General features: G+C 30.8%; 18 protein-coding genes and 1 pseudogene. 2 read left to right on the plus strand and 17 right to left on the minus strand.

Going from position 1 to position 18,863, the window contains the following annotated elements:
• Positions 1-8: 8 nt before the first annotated feature.
• The 14 genes from KJ971_01035 to KJ971_01100 all read right to left on the minus strand — a co-directional run bounded on the left by KJ971_01035 (position 9) and on the right by KJ971_01100 (position 13,659).
• Complete coding sequence (locus tag KJ971_01035) at positions 9-1,343, minus strand: glucose-6-phosphate isomerase (protein ID MBU1144426.1); 1,335 nt, start codon at positions 1,341-1,343, stop codon at positions 9-11.
• A 107-nt stretch (positions 1,344-1,450) separates the two neighbouring features.
• Positions 1,451-1,783 (minus strand): S1 RNA-binding domain-containing protein, encoded by a 333-nt coding sequence (locus KJ971_01040; GenBank protein ID MBU1144427.1) that lies wholly within the window; start codon positions 1,781-1,783, stop codon positions 1,451-1,453.
• A gap of 123 nt (positions 1,784-1,906) precedes the next feature.
• On the minus strand, positions 1,907-2,401 hold the full coding sequence (locus KJ971_01045) for a phosphatidylglycerophosphatase A (protein ID MBU1144428.1): 495 nt from the start codon (positions 2,399-2,401) through the stop codon (positions 1,907-1,909).
• A 10-nt stretch (positions 2,402-2,411) separates the two neighbouring features.
• Positions 2,412-2,648, minus strand: a complete 237-nt coding sequence (locus KJ971_01050; GenBank protein ID MBU1144429.1) for a NifU family protein — start codon at positions 2,646-2,648, stop codon at positions 2,412-2,414.
• A 13-nt stretch (positions 2,649-2,661) separates the two neighbouring features.
• On the minus strand, positions 2,662-2,946 hold the full coding sequence (locus KJ971_01055; protein MBU1144430.1) for a YutD family protein: 285 nt from the start codon (positions 2,944-2,946) through the stop codon (positions 2,662-2,664).
• A gap of 105 nt (positions 2,947-3,051) precedes the next feature.
• Positions 3,052-3,543, minus strand: coding sequence for a 2-C-methyl-D-erythritol 2,4-cyclodiphosphate synthase (ispF, locus tag KJ971_01060; protein MBU1144431.1), 492 nt, complete (start codon positions 3,541-3,543; stop codon positions 3,052-3,054).
• A complete protein-coding gene (ispD, locus tag KJ971_01065) occupies positions 3,537-4,193 on the minus strand; it encodes a 2-C-methyl-D-erythritol 4-phosphate cytidylyltransferase (GenBank protein ID MBU1144432.1) in 657 nt (218 codons plus the stop codon). The genes ispF and ispD overlap by 7 nt, the downstream gene beginning before the upstream one ends.
• Positions 4,178-4,726, minus strand: coding sequence for a 5-formyltetrahydrofolate cyclo-ligase (locus KJ971_01070; protein MBU1144433.1), 549 nt, complete (start codon positions 4,724-4,726; stop codon positions 4,178-4,180). The genes ispD and KJ971_01070 overlap by 16 nt, the downstream gene beginning before the upstream one ends.
• A gap of 2 nt (positions 4,727-4,728) precedes the next feature.
• Positions 4,729-5,901 carry a diguanylate cyclase gene (locus KJ971_01075; GenBank protein MBU1144434.1) on the minus strand — a complete coding sequence of 391 codons (1,173 nt, stop codon included), beginning with the start codon at positions 5,899-5,901 and terminating at the stop codon, positions 4,729-4,731.
• Between the two features lie 24 nt (positions 5,902-5,925).
• The gene (locus tag KJ971_01080; protein ID MBU1144435.1) at positions 5,926-8,274 is read right to left on the minus strand and encodes a hypothetical protein; all 2,349 of its coding nucleotides are present in this window, start codon (positions 8,272-8,274) and stop codon (positions 5,926-5,928) included.
• Between the two features lie 93 nt (positions 8,275-8,367).
• Entirely contained in the window at positions 8,368-9,114 is a 747-nt protein-coding gene (locus KJ971_01085) for a DNA integrity scanning protein DisA nucleotide-binding domain protein (protein ID MBU1144436.1), read from the minus strand.
• A gap of 73 nt (positions 9,115-9,187) precedes the next feature.
• On the minus strand, positions 9,188-9,646 hold the full coding sequence (locus tag KJ971_01090; protein ID MBU1144437.1) for a GtrA family protein: 459 nt from the start codon (positions 9,644-9,646) through the stop codon (positions 9,188-9,190).
• 4 nt (positions 9,647-9,650) lie between these two features.
• Positions 9,651-10,565 carry a glycosyltransferase family 2 protein gene (locus tag KJ971_01095; protein MBU1144438.1) on the minus strand — a complete coding sequence of 305 codons (915 nt, stop codon included), beginning with the start codon at positions 10,563-10,565 and terminating at the stop codon, positions 9,651-9,653.
• The gene (locus KJ971_01100; GenBank protein ID MBU1144439.1) at positions 10,531-13,659 is read right to left on the minus strand and encodes a YfhO family protein; all 3,129 of its coding nucleotides are present in this window, start codon (positions 13,657-13,659) and stop codon (positions 10,531-10,533) included. The genes KJ971_01095 and KJ971_01100 overlap by 35 nt, the downstream gene beginning before the upstream one ends.
• Before the next feature lie 128 nt (positions 13,660-13,787).
• Between KJ971_01100 and hflX the strand changes: the two genes are divergently transcribed.
• Positions 13,788-15,029 carry a GTPase HflX gene (hflX, locus tag KJ971_01105; protein ID MBU1144440.1) on the plus strand — a complete coding sequence of 414 codons (1,242 nt, stop codon included), beginning with the start codon at positions 13,788-13,790 and terminating at the stop codon, positions 15,027-15,029.
• 75 nt (positions 15,030-15,104) lie between these two features.
• On the opposite strand, the gene dusB is transcribed toward hflX, so the two are convergent.
• Positions 15,105-16,079 (minus strand): tRNA dihydrouridine synthase DusB, encoded by a 975-nt coding sequence (dusB, locus tag KJ971_01110; GenBank protein ID MBU1144441.1) that lies wholly within the window; start codon positions 16,077-16,079, stop codon positions 15,105-15,107.
• 105 nt (positions 16,080-16,184) lie between these two features.
• On the opposite strand from dusB, the pseudogene hslO reads away from it, so the two are divergent.
• A pseudogene (gene hslO, locus KJ971_01115) lies at positions 16,185-17,051 on the plus strand (Hsp33 family molecular chaperone HslO).
• Between the two features lie 59 nt (positions 17,052-17,110).
• On the opposite strand, the gene KJ971_01120 reads toward hslO, so the two are convergent.
• Together KJ971_01120 and glnA are read right to left on the minus strand one after the other, a co-directional pair.
• Complete coding sequence (locus KJ971_01120; GenBank protein MBU1144442.1) at positions 17,111-17,407, minus strand: TrpR-like protein YerC/YecD; 297 nt, start codon at positions 17,405-17,407, stop codon at positions 17,111-17,113.
• An 85-nt stretch (positions 17,408-17,492) separates the two neighbouring features.
• Positions 17,493-18,833, minus strand: coding sequence for a type I glutamate--ammonia ligase (gene glnA / locus KJ971_01125; protein ID MBU1144443.1), 1,341 nt, complete (start codon positions 18,831-18,833; stop codon positions 17,493-17,495).
• Positions 18,834-18,863 lie beyond the last annotated feature (30 nt).

Consider the following 18,863-nt stretch of genomic DNA (forward strand, 5'->3'; position numbering starts at 1 on the left):
CGTTTTATTTATAGTAATTTTTTTTCTAATTCTTTCCTTAATGTCTCATATCCTGGTTTGCCTAATAAAGCAAACATATTTTTTTTATAGGTTTCAACTCCTGGTTGATTAAAAGGGTTTACTCCTAAAACATATCCGCTGACCCCACAAGCTAATTCAAAAAAGTATACTAAGTACCCAAAACTAAAAGCGTTAATTTCTGGAACATTGATAACAATATTAGGCGACTTTCCTTCCACATGGGCAAGAAGAGTGCCTTGAAACGCTTTTTTATTTACTTCGTCAATTGTTTTATCAACTAAAAAATTCAGTCCATCTAGATCTTGTCCTTCTTCTTCAATCGATATGTTAATCTGTGGATGTTCGATATTGATTACTGTTTCAAACAAAATTCTTCTTCCATCTTGGATGTATTGACCCAAAGAATGTAAATCCGTAGAAAAAGAAGCGCTTGTTACAAATAGTCCTTGATAATCTTTTCCTTCTGATTCACTAAATAATTGTTTCCACCATTCAGAAAAACTAATTAAACTAGGTTCATAATTTATAAGCATTTCAATCGATTTATCATTTCGATATAGCAAATTTCGAATTGCTACATATAAATGTACATCATTGCTATAAATATCATACTTTTTATAGGCTTTTTTCGCCTCGTAAGCGCCTTTCATAACTTCCTTAATGTTTATTCCTGCCGTTGCGATAGGAAGCAACCCAACGGGAGTTAATACGCTGAATCTACCACCAACATCATTTGGAACGGTAAATGTTTCATAACCTTTTTGAGTCGCAAGCGTTTTTAATGCTCCTCTGGTTGCGTCTGTTGTCACATAAATTCTTTCTTTTGCTTCTTGAATTCCATATTTATTTTCAAGCGCCTTTTTAAACAAGCGAAAGGCAATTGCGGGTTCGGTTGTTGTACCCGATTTTGAAATGACATTGATAGAAAAATCTTTTCCTGAAACATAATTTAGAAGTTGACTTAAATACGTTGAAGACATATTTTGCCCTGCAAACACGATTTCCATTTTTTGTTTTTTTTCAAAATATGGCGTTAACATTTCAATGGCCGCTTTTGCACCAAGATAAGACCCTCCTATTCCAATAACAACTAAAATATGAGATTGCTTTCTGATTTTTTTTGCAGCTATTAAAATTCTTTTAAATTCTTCTTTATCATATTGATCTGGTAAATTAACCCATCCAAGAAATTCATTTCCTTTCCCGGTTTGATTATTTAATTCTTTTCTTGCTAAATTAATTTCTTTTTGTATTGATTTTAAAGCACCCTCAGAAATAAAAGGTAATGCTTGATTGATATCAACGTTAATATATTTTTCCATGAAATATCCTCCATACATAAAACTAAAGATTATTATACCATAATATCTTGTTTAGAAAAAGTGTGTAATTATGTTTTATTCTGAAGCAAAAGAAAAAGCGGCATAAATTATTTGCCGCTTTTGTGGTATTTTTCAATCCACTCTGGTAACATAGTTTCAAATGGCTTAAATCCCATTTGCAATTCTACTTCCACGTATTTCTTTCGTCCTTTGTTGTTAACTTTTTTATAACTTAAACTAAGTTTATTGTCTTCACTTACACTTAATACTTCTAAGTTTACTTCGTCACCAACGCTTACAAAGTCTTCAATACTTCTAACAAACCCATCGCTCATTTCAGAGATATGAACTAAGCCATCAATTTCATTTTCAATTTTAACAAAAGCCCCATATGGTTTGATTCCCGTAATCCGACCTTTGACGATGTCTCCTGTTTTCATAACTAACACCTCACAAAGATTACTGTATGTATTATAACATAAAATCGTCTATTTTGCACTTAATAAGAAAGAAAATGACCCGGAAATGATTCCCGAGTCATAAATAAGGTTTAAATTTTGAGTTTACTTTTCTGAGTTGTGAGCAACAGAACTAGCTGCCGCTGCGGCTATTGCGCCAATGATATCATCTAAAAATGTATGACATTTATTAGATAATTTTCCTTCTTGATCCAATTTTCCAATAATTCCGGGTTTTACCTTGTCAACATATCCAAAATTTGTAAGTCCAATGGATCCATATACATTACAAATAGACAAAACCAAGATTTCATCAATCCCATACAAAGGATTATCTGAATCAATCAAACTTTGAAGCGGCTCAGATAACATTTGCTTTTCCGCAAGCATATCAAGTTCGATTCCGGTTAAAACAGCATAATGAACTTCTCTTTTGCTCAACACTCTTAATACTGCATCTTCACATACTTCAAAAGATAAATCAGAAATATATTTCTTTTGTAAATCAAAGACAATATCCGTAATATCAGAAATCTCCACACCTCTATCATGAAGTAAATTAATACATATTTTTTTTAATTCTTCTGGTTTCATGCTCATAATAGATCTCCTACCAAACGTGTTCTACTCCTATAACTCCCGGTACTCTTTCAAGTAATGTATCTTCAACTAATTCTCGCAATGTTCCTTCAAACCCGCCACAACCAACACAAGCTCCAGACATTTTTACAAAAACAATGCCGTCTTCAAATTTAATAAATTCAATGTCTCCGCCATCTCGTTTTATATAGGGTCTAATCATATTAATAACTTCTTTTATTTCATGCAAAATATCTTCGTAAACCATCATTACACTCCTGTTATTCTTCTCTTTTTTTGTTAGGATTGTGATTGGGATTTTTTAGAATAAAATAGGAACAATTTAGCGGACAAGATTCCATTAAATAATCTGGAATCATTTTATAATTGTTTGTTTTACCGTTTTTTGAAAAACCTTTTAACCTTAACATTCCTGCAGAATAATCGCCAACAATATAAGGATAAATATCAAAAACATCTGTATATCGTTTGTTAAAATCATCTAAAACAAACGCTTCGCGATAGTTTTTAATAATCTCAAATTCTCCATGAATTGAATCTACCATATTACTCATCTCCTAGCACATAATATTGTAACACAAAAAGATGAAATTCAAGCATTTTATGCATCGAATTCCCTTTAGAAATAAAGCGGGCCATGGTAGCCCTCTTTATAGCATTATAAATAAATCGTTTTGTAGTAACACTATTGCTTCACAAATAATTGCTTGTTCTTTTCCGACAATTCCTAATCCTTCAAATGTTGTTGCTTTAATTGATACTTTCCCAATTTCAACATCAAGAATATCAGCAATATGCTGTCTCATTTCATCGACATAAGGCCTTAGTCTTGGTTTCTCTAAAGAAACCATGCAATCGAGATTTGATATTTCATATCCCTTTTTTCTTACAAATTCATACACTTCTTTTAAAATTAACCCAGAGTCATAATCTTTATACTTTGGTTCTGTTTCTGGAAAAAACTTTCCTAAATCTCCAAGCGCAACTGCCCCAAGAATTGATTCTGCAATTGCGTGTAGCAAACAATCTGCATCAGAATGTCCAACCGGGCCATTGTGATGGTCGATTTTGATACCGCCTAAAATAAATGTCTTTCCTTCAATCAAAGGATGAATATCTTTTGAAAAACCAATTCTTAGCATAATAGCGCCTCCAAAATTATTAAATCTATTAAAGTTGTGCCCTTTAAATTATCTTCTCTTCCAGGCACAATAAAAACATCTTTATGTAATTCGCTTCTATAGACGGATGTATCATCTGAGTATGTATGTTTAGATTGATTTGCAAGTTCATGAGCTTTTATAATTTCTTGAGTAATAAATACTTGCGGTGTTTGCAGAGTGTAAACAGAGTTTCTATCAACATCTCCAACAATTCTAAGGTTGGTTGTTTGTTTTAATGTATCTTTTACCCGTATTCCAAGCGTCAAAGCATTCTTTTTCTTTAAAGCTTCTTTCAACTGGTCGATTTGTTCTATTTTTATGTTTGGTCGAGCTCCATCATGAATAAAAACATATTTTGTTTTAACTTTGCTTAATCCCAAATATACACTTTCTTGTCTGGTTTCTCCGCCAATTACTATTTTAACATTTAAATCTAAAAAAAGATTTTTAATTTTTTCATAATCAATTTTATTAGTGACAACAATTATTTGTTCACAATCAATATCTTTAAGAAAAACCTCGACGCTGTAGCAAATCATTGATTTACCTTTCAGCAAATAAAACATTTTATTATACTCAAGTCCGGTACGCATACCAGAGCCTGCTCCAACAATCACTGCAGAATACATAATACCTCCCGATCTGTTAGAATCATGCTTAATCTAACATCCTGATAATTATGTTCAATTTCACTCGCAAGTTGAATTTGAAACCCAATTCCCATTGTATTTCCTTTAAAAGCTTTTAAATACAAATCATAATATCCTTTTCCATATCCAATTCGATATCCACCCCTTGAGAACACAAGCCCTGGAATTAAAATTAGGTCGATATCAGTTGCATTTATAGGGTTCCCTATTGGTTCAAACAAATCAAAGGGGCCCTTTTTAAAGTTTTTAGAATTTGGTATAAATTCCATTATTGAATGTAATTGATCCGTTACTCTAGGAAAGCAAAATCTCTTTGAACCATCCTCTAAAAGATCCAATAAATCTACTTCAGTTTGAATGGGATAAAATAATGCGATAGTCTTTGCGTTGATATAAACATCAGTTGATTTTATTTTATGAATAATAATTTCTGACAATCGCTTTCTTTTTTCAAATGAAAGTTGGTTTCTTTTTGATTTATATTTTTTTCTTAATTCTTCTTTTGATTCCAAAATTACTCACCGAATATAGCATAATTTTTCTTTTGATTTCGAATGGCTTCGTTCAAAGCTTTATTAGATAATCCTATAAATTCATTCATTGAGTAATTGGACCAAGGTTCATGCTTAATAATACCTAAGTTCGGATAAACTATTTGTTGAATTCCACCAATGTTTAGAGCTAAATTCACTAAATCTCCTCCGCTTTGGAGCGCTCGGAATAAGATATCATATTTTCTTTGTTCTTTAATGATTAATGCAAATTGAATTCCTGTCACTCTAAAAATGCTATTGACATCTTTCGCGAAATGGAATCGCATTTTTTTTATATATTCCGCAATCATCAAATTTCCAACTTCTCTACCAAATCGTTGGTTAAGATCCGGAATATTTGTAAGTTGAATCATAACTAAATAAAAAGGTTCTGTTTCTTTGCTAATTTGATTTAAATACTGAAACATGTGTTGTTCGGTTGGCAAAGAATCAATTTCATGAATCGATGTCTCAGGAAAAAGTTTTATGTCGACGCCTTTTACTGCGGAAATAATTTGAATTTTTTTTTCGAATTCAAATACTTTTCCTTTTTCTTCTATCCAAACAAAAATACCGTTTCGTTTAATCCGATATTTCATATCATAAGATGGATTCTTTTTATTTGCCTTTTTAATAGCTGCTAGATATGAGACTTGATCATCTTCATAAATTTGGTTAACATATTCTTCCATCGAAAATTTGTTTTTGCTCGTATTTGCGATTTGTAAGAATTGATCAGTAACAAATACTCCGCTTAAATCATCGTCATAAAACAACAACGCTTCTCCTAATAATCCAATGGTTGAAATAAATCTTAATCGAAGCAACTCGGAAGACGATTTTGTTTCTTCTAATTCTTTTTCAAGTTCAAAGAAATCATAATCTGTTAAGTTTTGAGTAATTTTAATTTTATTTTTAAAGGTAATCCCCAAGAGAATAACAGCTGCATACAATAGGTAGGAAAAATATAATTCGGCCAATTCCATTGATATAAAAGAAATCCAACTAGGTGAAAAGGTCAAAATTGCAAATACAGCAAAAAATAGAAATATTAGAATTAATTTCCACAATCGAAATTTATGATAAATTATTGAACTGAGTGTCATCAGCAAAACAAGAAGTCCTAAAGAGCAATAAATTAAGTTGTCGTTCATAAATTCAGCCCTTTCTCACTAAAGTTATTTTTTTATGTTCGTCTTTATATACATAATTGGATAATAATATGTTAAAAAAATGCCTAGAAAAACAAGATTATATAAAACTGATACATATCTTTCTCCGGTTACATAAGTTCCGCCTAAAATTCCTAGAAAGATTAGGGCCCAAACCAAAGTTAACCCATTATTGATTACTTTAAATAGAACCGTGTTAGCATAATCTTTACGATAATCAAATTGATGGAAGTCATAGACGATTGGTTTACTTATCATTCCAGAAATTAAAAAAACAAATCCAATAATCCCAAGAAAAGGATCGTCGCTTTTCAATTGATTAAATGCTGGCCAGAATATTGCCATAAACAATGTTGTTAAATATATAAAATTCATTAAATATTCAAACCACGAAATTTTGTGAAAAATGCGAAATTTTAATAAAGTAATTAAAATAGATAATCCAAAAGCAAAAGGAATTAACCAAATCATATTTAGATAATTACTTAGAAAAGCGACTATCGAAAAAACAAGTAAATGAGCAAATAAAAATTTTACACCTAAATACTTGATTTTGTTTTGTGCTTGATACGAATTATCATACTCTTCATAATCATCTAAGTTAAACGCAGGAATTGCTTGATACAATAATTCTGTGCTTCCAGTATATTTTAGACCACCTTGTTTAAGCACTTCTTCAAATGTTGTTTTCTTTAATAACAAATTTGATAATTTATCATTTGTAGTGTAAATAGACAAATCTGGGTTGCTGTAAACTCCATGATGAAGTGTAATGTTTTTGCCTTTTGTTCGCACAAAATAATTACTTTTACCTACGTGAAAATTAACATGAATTTCCGAATTTCCTAATAAAATTTTTCCGTAATTATGACGAATCATCATCATAATTTCGTCGTTTGTCAAATAATAGAACGAATCATCATCTTCTCCATAATATAATCTTTCTTCTATTTTATCTCCCATAACAATACCTGAATGAATAACGCCAAATATTCCAGCTTCAGGTCTTAACCATTTTCCGGTAACATATAGATTATCCACAATTTGAATATGCTCAGCTGCCTCTATAGCTATTTGCTCATTAATGGAAAGTCCTTTTCGAACCGACATTTCGCTTAACATTGATAGATATTGTCTTGGTTTTCCTTCACGAATACCAACAATCGTTTTTTTCATTTTAGGAAAAACTTTGTAAAGACGCTTAAGTAACTCGTCTTGTGTAGTGGGGTTTTCGTTATCGTATGTATAATCCAAACAAATTGTCCCAGACTTCGCTGAAGAGGAATCTTTGCCAAATAATTTGTAATTATAAAGACGAATAATTTTTCCTTTTGATTGGCTGTCATTTTTGAAAAAGTACGATTTTTCAATCATGCCAATGTTTTGTGGCTTTTGATTAAGAGCGATATAAAGTGTATTCACCATTTGAGTACTGTCTAGATTAGGATAGAACTTACTAATGGTATCAATTTCTTCCGTAAAGTCAGAAAAATAGGTTTGATAAAACTGTTTTGGATTTTGATTAATTACAAAATATTTTGCGGTAACTTCTTTGTTTTCTGAATCGATAAGATGTGTTACTTTTTTAGATTCGTCGTAGATATAGTGTTTAATTTTTCGCTTTTGAAAAATATTAGGATTAATAATTAATAGTTTAGAAATCAATAGTTTTCTGATTTCATCAATACTTTGATTTAAATAATAAAACCCGTGTTTCAGTCCTAAAAAATAATTCATAAAAAAATTATAACTATTTATGGATTCAGGCTCTAATCCGTTTACTTGGTTATTTAATATAAACTCATTCACTAATTCTAAATCCGTAAAATATTTTTCTAATAAATCATTTAAGCTATAGTCTCCCCATTCAATCATAAGAGACGTTAATGTATAATCCGTGTTAACAAGCATGCTTTCTTGTTGAGTAACAAAATTCAAATAGTGACGTTCTAAATCTTTAAAAAATCGATGGATATTATCCCTTTGCTTTGGATAATATCTTACCAAATAGACTCGAAATTGTTCGAAAGAATGAAATCTCTTGCGAACGGAATCGTCCAATTCAATTATCATTTCATATTCGGATTTTATTCCTTTTAAATCATTATTCAATCCAAGAACTTCTAAATATTTATAAAGCAACCCAGATTCTAAAGAAGTAATTATATTATCTCTTTGGTATTTAAAGTGATACTTATTATTTTCCGGATCAGTAATGTTCGTGATTTCAAAGCCGTCTTGTTCTTGTTTCTCATCTAATATTATGGACACATTTCTCATTTTTCTCGCTAAAAAAAGTGCCGCAATTAAAGAAGTGATGTCTCCACCAATTACAAGCACATCGAATTGTTCCAAAATATCACCTCAAATCAAGATCTTTCTCATCAAATTATATCATACTATCAAAAAAATTACTATGTGAGAAAAAAAGAAAAGTGCTTGCGCACTTTACAATATTTTTAAATATTTTTCAAAATAGAGATTGAGTGTTTCCCTGCTAACATTATAATCAATTTGTCTATTTATAGTAACGCTTATGTATCCCGTTTCTTCAGAAACCACGATTGTTAACGCGTCGCTTTGTTCGCTTATTCCGATTGCTGCGCGATGTCTTGTTCCCAAATGCAACGGAAGATCGGTTCTTTCAGTAGAAGGATAATAAGCTTTAGCACATAAGATTGAATTTCCTCTTATTATAACCGCTCCATCATGAAGAGGTGTTGTTGGAATAAAAATGGATGCAAGCAATTCGCTTGTGACTGGAGCATTTACCATTAACGCTTTGCTAATAAAAGCAGATAAGTTAATTCCTCTTTCAATCGTAATTAAAGCGCCTATTTTGCGATTTGAAAGAAACTCTACTGTTTCTAACAATTTATCCGCTAAATCATTATTGATTTTAGATGATCTTTGGCTTTTAACTTTCGTTAACTTTAACTTTTTAAAAAGAAAAGTAAGCTCATTAAAATAAAGCATTGCTAGCAAATAAGGAATTGGTAATAAAATGACAATTTGAGTTATTAATGTAAAAGAATCTCCAAGATTCACAATAAATAAAGTAAAGTCTAACCCTATAAGAAAAATAAAAAGTATTTTAAAAGGGCGTATGGTAATATGGCTTATTTTTACTCTTAATGTCAGTAAAAAAATGGCGTAAAGGTAAGTAATAGTTACCGCTAAACTAAAGTTTTCCATAATATCCCTTCTTTCAATGAATCTTAATTCTATTTTAACCGATTATTTGTTATTTGAAAAGGTAAGATTGGTATTATTTATTTTTTTTTATATCCGTCTTCTTAAAAACATAATCTAACGTAAAATACGCTACCGGAATTAATAATGCAGATCCAAAAAATGGTGCAATATACGTTGCAAGTGGATAAAGAATATAATCAATATGAAACACATTAATGATAATTAAATCAAAGCCTACAGTTAAGCCACTGCCAAGAAGCCATCTAATTAAAAAAACTAGCATTACCACAGAAAATTGCATTGTAGATTTGTTTTTTGGCTTAAAAGTAAAAATTGCATTTGCAAAATAGGAAAAAATTGAAGCCGATACAAATGCAACCGAAAAAGACCAAAACGCTCCTGCAGATAGTTTATTATAAAATACTCCATAAATTAACAAATGAATTACGGTGTTTATAACACCGATAATACCAAATGTTAAGAATTTTTTAGTTAAAAATTTCTCTTTAATAAATAAAATCAATTTCCTCAATTTCTTATTCCTCCGAAGTTTCTTCCACCAAATAAATAGGTCTGTTTAATAATTGTCTTCTCATTTGATATAACAAATAGAAAACACCATAACTAACAAGCCCAAATACAAGCAATATAAACCCGCTTAATAATCCTAAAATAAACTCTGACGTGGAAAAAACAGAGAAAGCATAAAGCAAGGCAACTCCAATCAATACTATCACGCTAGCAAATAAAACAAAAACAGGCAAAATGATTAAAATAGTAGAAAATTGGTTCATACCATTAAAAGCATATTTAAATAATGATTTAAAACTCCAACTACTTGATCCGTTCACTCTCGGAATAAAATCATACTCTAAACATTTTCTTGGATACCCAACCCAAGAAAATATTCCTTTGACAAAACGATAGTTATCGTTTAACTTTAAAAATGCTTCCACTACCACTTTATCTAATAATTGAAAATCCTTGGCTCCGTTATCAAGTGGCATTTCTGTATGCGAATTATAGATTCGGTAAAACCAATTGGCAAAGAATGTTCTTAATTTAGGCTCTCCTTTGCGTGTTTTTCCTTTTGTATAAACTATTTTGTATCCTTCTTCATAAAAAGAAAGCATTTCTGGAATTAAAGCCGGAGGTTGTTGAAGATCACAATCAATAATGATGACTGCGTCACTTGATTTAGAATGTTCTAATCCAGCGTGCATTGCAGACTCTTTTCCAAAGTTTCTAGAAAAACTGATGAATTTTATATTTTCATCTTTTGCTCTTAATTTTTTAATTTCAGAAAGGGTGTTATCTTTAGAACCATCATTAATATAAAGAATTTCAAATTGATATTTTGAATAATCTAAATATTTGTTAATTTCTTCATAGAAAGGTAAAACATTTTTCTCTTCATTATATGAGGGAACTATAATCGTTATTCGCTTCATCTTTATTCATCTCCAAAATCGTTTTAGATTTCTTTTTGTTTCTTTCAATTAAGCAAGTAGGAATAAATATTGCTCCATAGATTAAAATTCCTGCAAGAGAACCTAATGCACCAAGTTTTAGCCCTTTTGGTACAAACTTTAATTGAATATCTATACTGTTTACTCCTTCAGGAATAATAATCCCTAAGAATCCTCCGCTTGCGCTTAGTGTTTCGTACTTCGTTTCGGAAGTGAAAACCCATTCTTCAGAATAAGCAACTGGGATAACGATAAGTTGATCATAAGTTGATACGCTGATTCGGTCATAACTTAGATTAATTTTACTATGAGCTATCGTTAATGATTCGTTTTCACTCAATGACGATGCTATCATATCTCTATAATCACTTAAATCATCAAAAGAATAATCTAGAGATAAATTAAATAAATCTGGTTGTGAGTACATATCGCCTGTCTTAAAAACATACAATACATTTGGTGCAGATTCAAAATAATAATATCCTGGATAACTTTCTATTTCGTTTCCAAAATCATCTACCGCAAACACTCGATCAAACGCTAGAAAAGTTTTATGTAAATTATTATTTCGATTTCTAATTTGATAATTCAATAATCCACTATCTGATATTAATGCATCTGAAAAATCATATACTAAATAAGCGGCTCCATCTATGGCTCGTTCAGAACGATAGATTAGCGTTTTCGAAGAATTAAAATCTTCCGTAGCTTCAAAATAGATGTAAGCGGGTTCTTCCCAAAATTCACATTTAACTTGATGAGCTTGGTCTGGTTGTATCTCACAAGCTTTTCTATCTCCATCAGCAAATTCCATAAATACTTCACCATAAGAATTAATATTTAAACCACTTACTTTAATATAGATTGCTCCTTGGTCAAAATTAACTCCCATTTCTTCGTTGTCATATTGGTAAAATATTCTTTCGATATCGCTCGCAATTCCTTCTGTAACGATTGCTTCAGCCGAGTCTATTGTGCTGTATGCCGTTATAGCTCGTTGTGCAACCTTTCCATCCAATTCATAATTGTTTAAATTTAAAAGCTCAGTATCGTAAGTTTCTGCATCAATTAGAGCGCTTACTAATAATATCTTTTGAGACTGCAAATCATTGTAATATTTTTCAGTATACTCACTGTTTACAGCATACGATTCATAAACTTGAAATGGTTTCGAATTAAGAATTTCATATAATTGATATTCCGTATTTGCATATTTTAATTGATAGAACTCGCTATCAAAGTAGTATGGAGTGTTCGAGTTAACTAGAATATATTTATATCCTAAGAATTGATTTAAATAAATTGCTTGAATTTCTAATTTCTCTTTTGTTTGATATTCCCAAGTGTTAAACAAAAGATAACCTATAAGATTTGTTTCTTTGTCAGACCAAGAATGAAATATTTCAGTGTTTGTTGGAAAAGATGTCATACGATTAAAATTAAACTTTTCAACATCAAACCTTTCAAGATCCACATAAACTCGATAAAATTCGTCTTGATCTAAAACTTCATTTAAATATTCATCAATAGAGTTCATGGTTTGAAAAGAATCAATTTTATTGGGAATGGAAAAAGGTCCAGAATAGATATACACTATTCCTATTGCAAACTCCATCCAAAACAACCATTTAATATACTTATGTTTTTTCATCCATCCAAAAATTAGAATTAAAATCATTACAATTCCGGCTACTCCCATTAAAATGGTATCCGCCGTTAATACGTCTCTTGAAATATAAGTAACGTCTAAGCTAAGTTTTTTGATGTAATAGATAATTAATAAAGCGTCGGCTATAAACATGCAGGCAAGAGAAATCGTAAAATATTTCATTTTTACTTTTTCAAATCCAAATTCATCAAATACATGCGCTAAAATCATAATCATAACTATTGGGAACATATTTATCCATCGAGTGTAAGGAAAATCGGGAGTTCCTGAGAATATTCGAGAAAAAATAGGGAAAATCATAAAGACTAATCCAACGACAAGCGTGGTTTTATAAACTTTGCTAATTCTTCCTCTCATAAAAAAGATATAGGACATATAAGCAAACCCAATAATAGAAATATACAATGAAACGTGTTCTATTTTATAATCATCTGTAAATCCATAAAATCCAATTGGTTTTTGCTCAGTAAAAATCTTGGCTAACATACGTATATAAATCTCTGGCTGAAATAATTCAATTTCAATTGGGCCAAAATTAAACAAAACTGGATCAAAAGTTCCTTCCGGTCTATAAGTGTCTTGAAGAATGTATAGAACAGAAGGATATAAAATCACCAAAGACATCGCTACTCCCAGCAACAATAATCCTAAAAACAAGATTCCTTCTTTGATAAAATTAAGCAGCCTAAAATTAGGTCTTTTAAAATATTCAACCAAGAACATAACACTAATAAAAGCCAAAACAGTGTAGCCGAGGTAAAAATCATAAAAGATTAGTGCCATAGTAAAGAGCGGGACAATCCATCTTTTTTTGTGGAAAAAGAAGTGAATGACGACCAAACTTAATGGTAAATAGAAAACCATTGATAAAAAGACAGGGAACGCCATAAAACTTACTGTTCCACCGCTAATAAAATAAATCATACTCATCCAAAAAATGGTTCTATTTTTCATTCCTTGTAAAGAAAAATAATAGGCGAAAATTAGAACTCCTGCTAATATTTTTATCAATTCAGTTGTTGAATAGGCAATTTCAGTAGGCATCACATAGCTAAAAATAAAGGTAATGAATGTGAAAATATCTAACGGAACATAATATACATCCGAGAAAATAGATGCTCCTAAATAATTATTTAGATTAAACCATGAAATCGTCCCATCTTTTACTTGAGCAATAAAGTCACACATAATACTATAATATTGGATAACATCATCAGAAAAATTGTTATAGAAACTATTGTTAATTAAAATAATTAAGATGTCAATGACAAACAAAACAGTAAAAACAAGAAAAGCAATAAGTAAAAAAGTTTTTTTCTTACTCGAAAACGTTTCTTCAATATAAGCGTGAAACTTATTAGAAAAATTTTTCATTCTCTCTTTGCGTCTATTTTTTTTGTCTTCCATTTGAGTACCTCATTTTTCCTAAATGGTTGATTTATTATATCATATTTGAAGTTTTTTTTATAGATTATTTTTTTTGATTTGTTAGGTATATCTAATAGTTTGATATATAATATGGATAAGGTGATAATATGGAAAAAGCAATTTTAGTAGGTTTAGATATCGGGTTTCGCCAAGAGTTTCAAGATTCAATGGAAGAATTAAAGAATTTAGCTGAAGCATGTAACATTGAAGTATTGTCTATTTTAACTCAAAAAGCAGATTCTCCAACTGCTAATTTTTATATTGGAAAAGGCAAAGTTGAAGAACTAAAACAATTAATAACCACTTTAGATGCAAATGTAGTGGTTTTTGATGACGAATTAAGCCCTAGCCATATTCGAAATCTAGAAAAGGCTTTGGAAATTAAAGTAATTGATCGAACAATTCTAATCTTAGATATTTTTGCTAGTAGAGCTAAAACAAAAGAAGCAATGTTGCAAGTCGAATTAGCCCAATCCATGTATATGTTACCAAGAGTTATTGGTTTATACAAATCATTATCAAGGCAAAAAAGTGGAACAGGATCTAAAGGACCCGGAGAACAACAATTAGAATTGGATCGAAGATTATTGAGAGATAATATTACAAGATTAAAACACGAATTAAAAGAAGCGGTTGTTATTAGAAGAACTCAAAGAGAAAAACGGAAGAAAACCGATATCCCAACCGTTGCATTGACAGGATATACTAATTCAGGAAAATCTACTTTAATGAACACTCTTCTTTCGTTTTCAATTGTAAATCAAGAGAAATACGTGTTTGAAAAAGATATGTTATTTGCTACTTTAGAAACACAAACAAGAAACATAACGCTTGAAAATAATCACTCTTTTTTAATAACAGATACCGTGGGTTTTATCTCAAAATTGCCACATCATTTAATAGAAGCTTTTAAATCTACTTTAGAAGAAATTAAAGAAGCGTCTCTAATTCTTCACGTCATTGACTTATCTAACCCGCATTTTTTAAAACAAATTGAAGTAGTCAAATTCGTTTTAAAAGAAATGGGGATTGAAAACATTCCGTTGATTTATGTTTATAATAAAATTGACTTATGTCAAGACTTACCTATTATAGAAACTCAACCTTCAATTTATGTTAGTGCTTTAAAAAACATATATCTTGATCGATTGCTTGAACTAATGAATAAAACATTATTTCCTAATATTCATAAGGTACATATGCTTCTACCATTTGACAAAGGTCAAATTTATAATTTTTTGAAAGAAAATGCAAATATACTAGAAACAGAATATCTAAATGAAGGAATTTTTTTCACAGTTGAATTAAACGAATCTCAATACTTGAAGTACTCAGAATATATCAAATAACTCTATTTATGTAAACCAAAAACGTTCCTTTTTTATTGGTAAAGCTCATTAGCGTCTGCTAATGAGCTTTTTAATTTAAGTTAATTCGGAAAAAAATTCATTTAGTATTTTTCGTAATTCTTTTTCTGTTTTTGCATTTGCAATTTTATTTTTTGTAAGCGAGGCGTTCTTAAGCCCTTTTAAATACCAAGGCCCATGACTTCTCATTTCTAAAACCGCTATTTTTTCCCCTTTTAGTTGAATTAGTTTTTCGAAATGTTTAAATAACCATTCTTTTTTCTCTTCGACTAAAATCGTTTCATTAAATACTCCGGTTTCTAAATAATCGACTGTTTGTTTAATAATCCATGGGTTACCTAGAATTCCTCTTCCAATCATAACTGCATCACATTTTGTTTCTTCTAACATTTTCAAAGCATCGTATGGAGTTAAAATGTCTCCATTCCCAATTACGGGAATGTTAACCGCTTCTTTTACTTGTCTAATAATATCCCAGTTTGCTTCTCCTGAATACATTTGACTTTTGGTTCTTCCATGAATTGCGATTGCACTAGCTCCTGCTCTTTCAATTTGCTTAGCAACTTCTACTGCATTCACGTTTGATAAATCCCATCCACTTCTTATTTTTACGGTGACCGGTTTTGATACCGAAGCAACAATAGAAGATACGATTTCATATACTTTTAAAGGTTCTAACAACAACTTTGATCCCGAATCTGATTTAATAACTTTTGTGACAGGACATCCCATATTAATATCAATAATATCTGCATTGGTTTCTATATCAATTCTTTTAGCGGCTTCTACCAAACTAGATACGTCACTTCCAAAAATTTGTAAAGAAATGGGTTTTTCTTCATCGGTTATTGAAAGCATTCCAAGTGTTTTTTGATTATTATATCCTAACCCTTTATCTGAAATCATTTCAGTGTAAATTAATCCTGCACCAAATTCTTTAACAATTAATCGAAACGCTTGATTTGTTACTCCAGCCATTGGAGCAACCACAACTTGATTTGCAATCTCAACGTTTCCAATTTTCCATTTCATACCATCAACTACTTTCATTATGATTATATAATAGGCTCTCATAAAAAACAAAACAATTTGAATATTATAGGAATATGATATAATACTTTTCAGGAAGTGATGATTATGCAAGACTATTTAGTAAAGGCGATTGCTTTTGATGGAATGGCGAGAATTTACGTTGCAAAAACAACTGATTTAGTTGAAAAAGCGAGAAAAATTCACGATTCATAGCCAGCTGCTACAGCGGCATTTGGCAGAGTTTTAACTGCTTCAGTTATCATGGGAGCAATGTCTAAAGAAAATCAAACGCTATTGATTCAAATTGATGGCAGTGGTCCGGTTGGAAAAATCATCACTAAAGCAAATGCTCAAGGAGAAGTTAAAGGTTTCATTACAAACCCTCATGTACATGCATCAACTAAAGAAGACAAATTGGCCGTTGGTTATGTAGTTGGTACTAATGGGTTTATTCGCATAACTAAAGATTTAAAAGTCAAAGAACTATTTACATCTAGTGCTAAATTACAAACCGGAGAAATAGGAGATGATTTTACCTATTATTTTATGGTGAGCGAACAAATTCCATCTTCAGTCGGCCTTGGAGTATTGGTAAATGATGATAACTCCGTTCTAGCAAGTGGAGGCTTTATTCTTCAGGTCTTACCTGGTGCAACCGATGAAATTATCCAAACGATAGAAACTAATATTTTATCTATGAAATCAATCAGCAGTTTAATTCAATCAGGATTTACTCCGGAGGAAATCGTAAAGGAAATCACGAAAGGAAATCACGAATTTATGGAAACTATGAATCTTCAGTACATTTGTGATTGCAACCAAGAACGATTTGCTAAAGGGATTTTTTCGCTCGGAAAATCCGAGATAGAAGACATGATTAAGCAAAACGAACCAATTGAAATTACCTGTGAATTTTGCAAAAAAAATTACTTTTTTACTGTAGAAGATTTAAAAAAGTTTATTTCTTTATAAAAATAAAAATTATCTATTAAAAAAAGCGAAAAGACTTTAATTTTCGCTTTTTTATATAACTATTTGGTTTCTAATTTTTTTAAGATGTAATGATAGCCATCTGCTCCATACAATAAAGATTTATTTACTCGGCTAATCGTTGCAGAAGATGCGTGGGTTTCAGATTCAATCATTTGATAAGGGATTTTTGCATGCAACATTTTTGCGACTTTAATTCTTTGCCCCATTTCTTGAAGCTCGTTTATCGTACATAAATCCTCAAAAAAACGATAACATTCGTCTTTTTCTTTTAACAGTAAAATGGCATCAAATAGTAAATCAATATCTGCATTCGCAAACTTCGATTTATAAGTCATTATATCACCCCTATTGAATCATTATATCATGAATATGATAAAGTAAAAAAGATGCTTTTCAAAAAATGAAGAGCATCTTATATTTTTAGATTACTTTTATGTATCTTTTAATTTCCCACTCTGTAACCGCGCTTCTAAATTCGTCCCATTCTCTCGTTTTTAATTCAACAAATTTTTCAAAAATATGGTTGCCTAAAGCTTCTTTAATCAAATCGTCTTCTTTTAAAACATCTAGTGCTTCCTTTAAATTATCTGGTAAATTTTTAACACCAAGTGCTTTTCTTTCTTCTGCCGTCTTTTCGAATAGGTTTTCATTTACAGGCCCAATAAGTGGAAGATTGTTTTCAATTCCATCTAATCCAGCTGCTAAAATAACTGCCATAGCTAAATAAGGATTCGAAGAAGTATCAACACTTCTAATTTCAGTTCTGGTTGTTAAACCTCTTGTGGCAGGAATTCGTACCATTACACTCCTATTGTGTTCAGACCAAGACACATAACAAGGAGCTTCATATCCTGGAACCAATCGTTTGTAAGAATTAACTGTAGGATTGGTTATAGCACAAAAACTTCTAGAATGTGTTAAAATTCCAGTTAACCATTGACGACAAATAAGACTTAGCCCCATTGGATCTTTAGAATCATAAAATGCATTGTTTCCATCTAAATCAGCTAAAGAACAATTTGTATGCATTCCAGATCCGTTTATTTTAGCAATCGGTTTTGGCATAAACGTCGCATGAAGACCATGTCTTCTTGCGATGTTTTTTACAACCAACTTAAATGTTTGTACATTATCACACGCTTCAACAATATTTGAAAATTGAAAGTTAATTTCGTTTTGTCCTGGGGCCACTTCATGATGAGAAGCCTCCATTGTAAATCCAATTCGTTCTAATTCCAAAACAATATCTCTTCTGCAGTCTCCAGCACCATCCATTGGTGATAAATCAAAATATCCACCATTATCAGTAACATCCATTGTAATTTCGCCTTTTTCATCTAGTTTAAAAAGGAAAAATTCTGGTTCAAATCCGATGTTCAATGTAGAAAAACCTAATTTTTTCATTTTTAAAGCTACTCGTTTTAAATTTGATCTTGGATCTGCATCAGATGCTTTTCCATTTGGAGTATAAACATCACAAATAAGTCTAGCAACTTTTCCATATGTCGTTTCTTCCCAGTTAAGAATTAACCACGTATTATAATCTGGGCGCAAATACATGTCCGCTTCCATAATTCTAACAAAACCCTCTATAGAAGATCCATCAAACATTACTTTTCCATCTAGTGCTGTTTCCAATCTTCCTACAGGTACTTCAACGCTTTTAATGGTTCCATTAATGTCAGTAAACATTAATCGAATGTATCTAACGTTTTCTTCTAAAGCATTTCTTAAAATTTCTTCTTTTGTCCTTTTAATCATTTTTCTTTTCTTATAACGCCTGAAGACAAT

This window comes from Bacillota bacterium (assembly GCA_018818595.1).
Classification (GTDB): domain Bacteria; phylum Bacillota_I; class Bacilli_A; order Izemoplasmatales; family Hujiaoplasmataceae; genus JAHIRM01.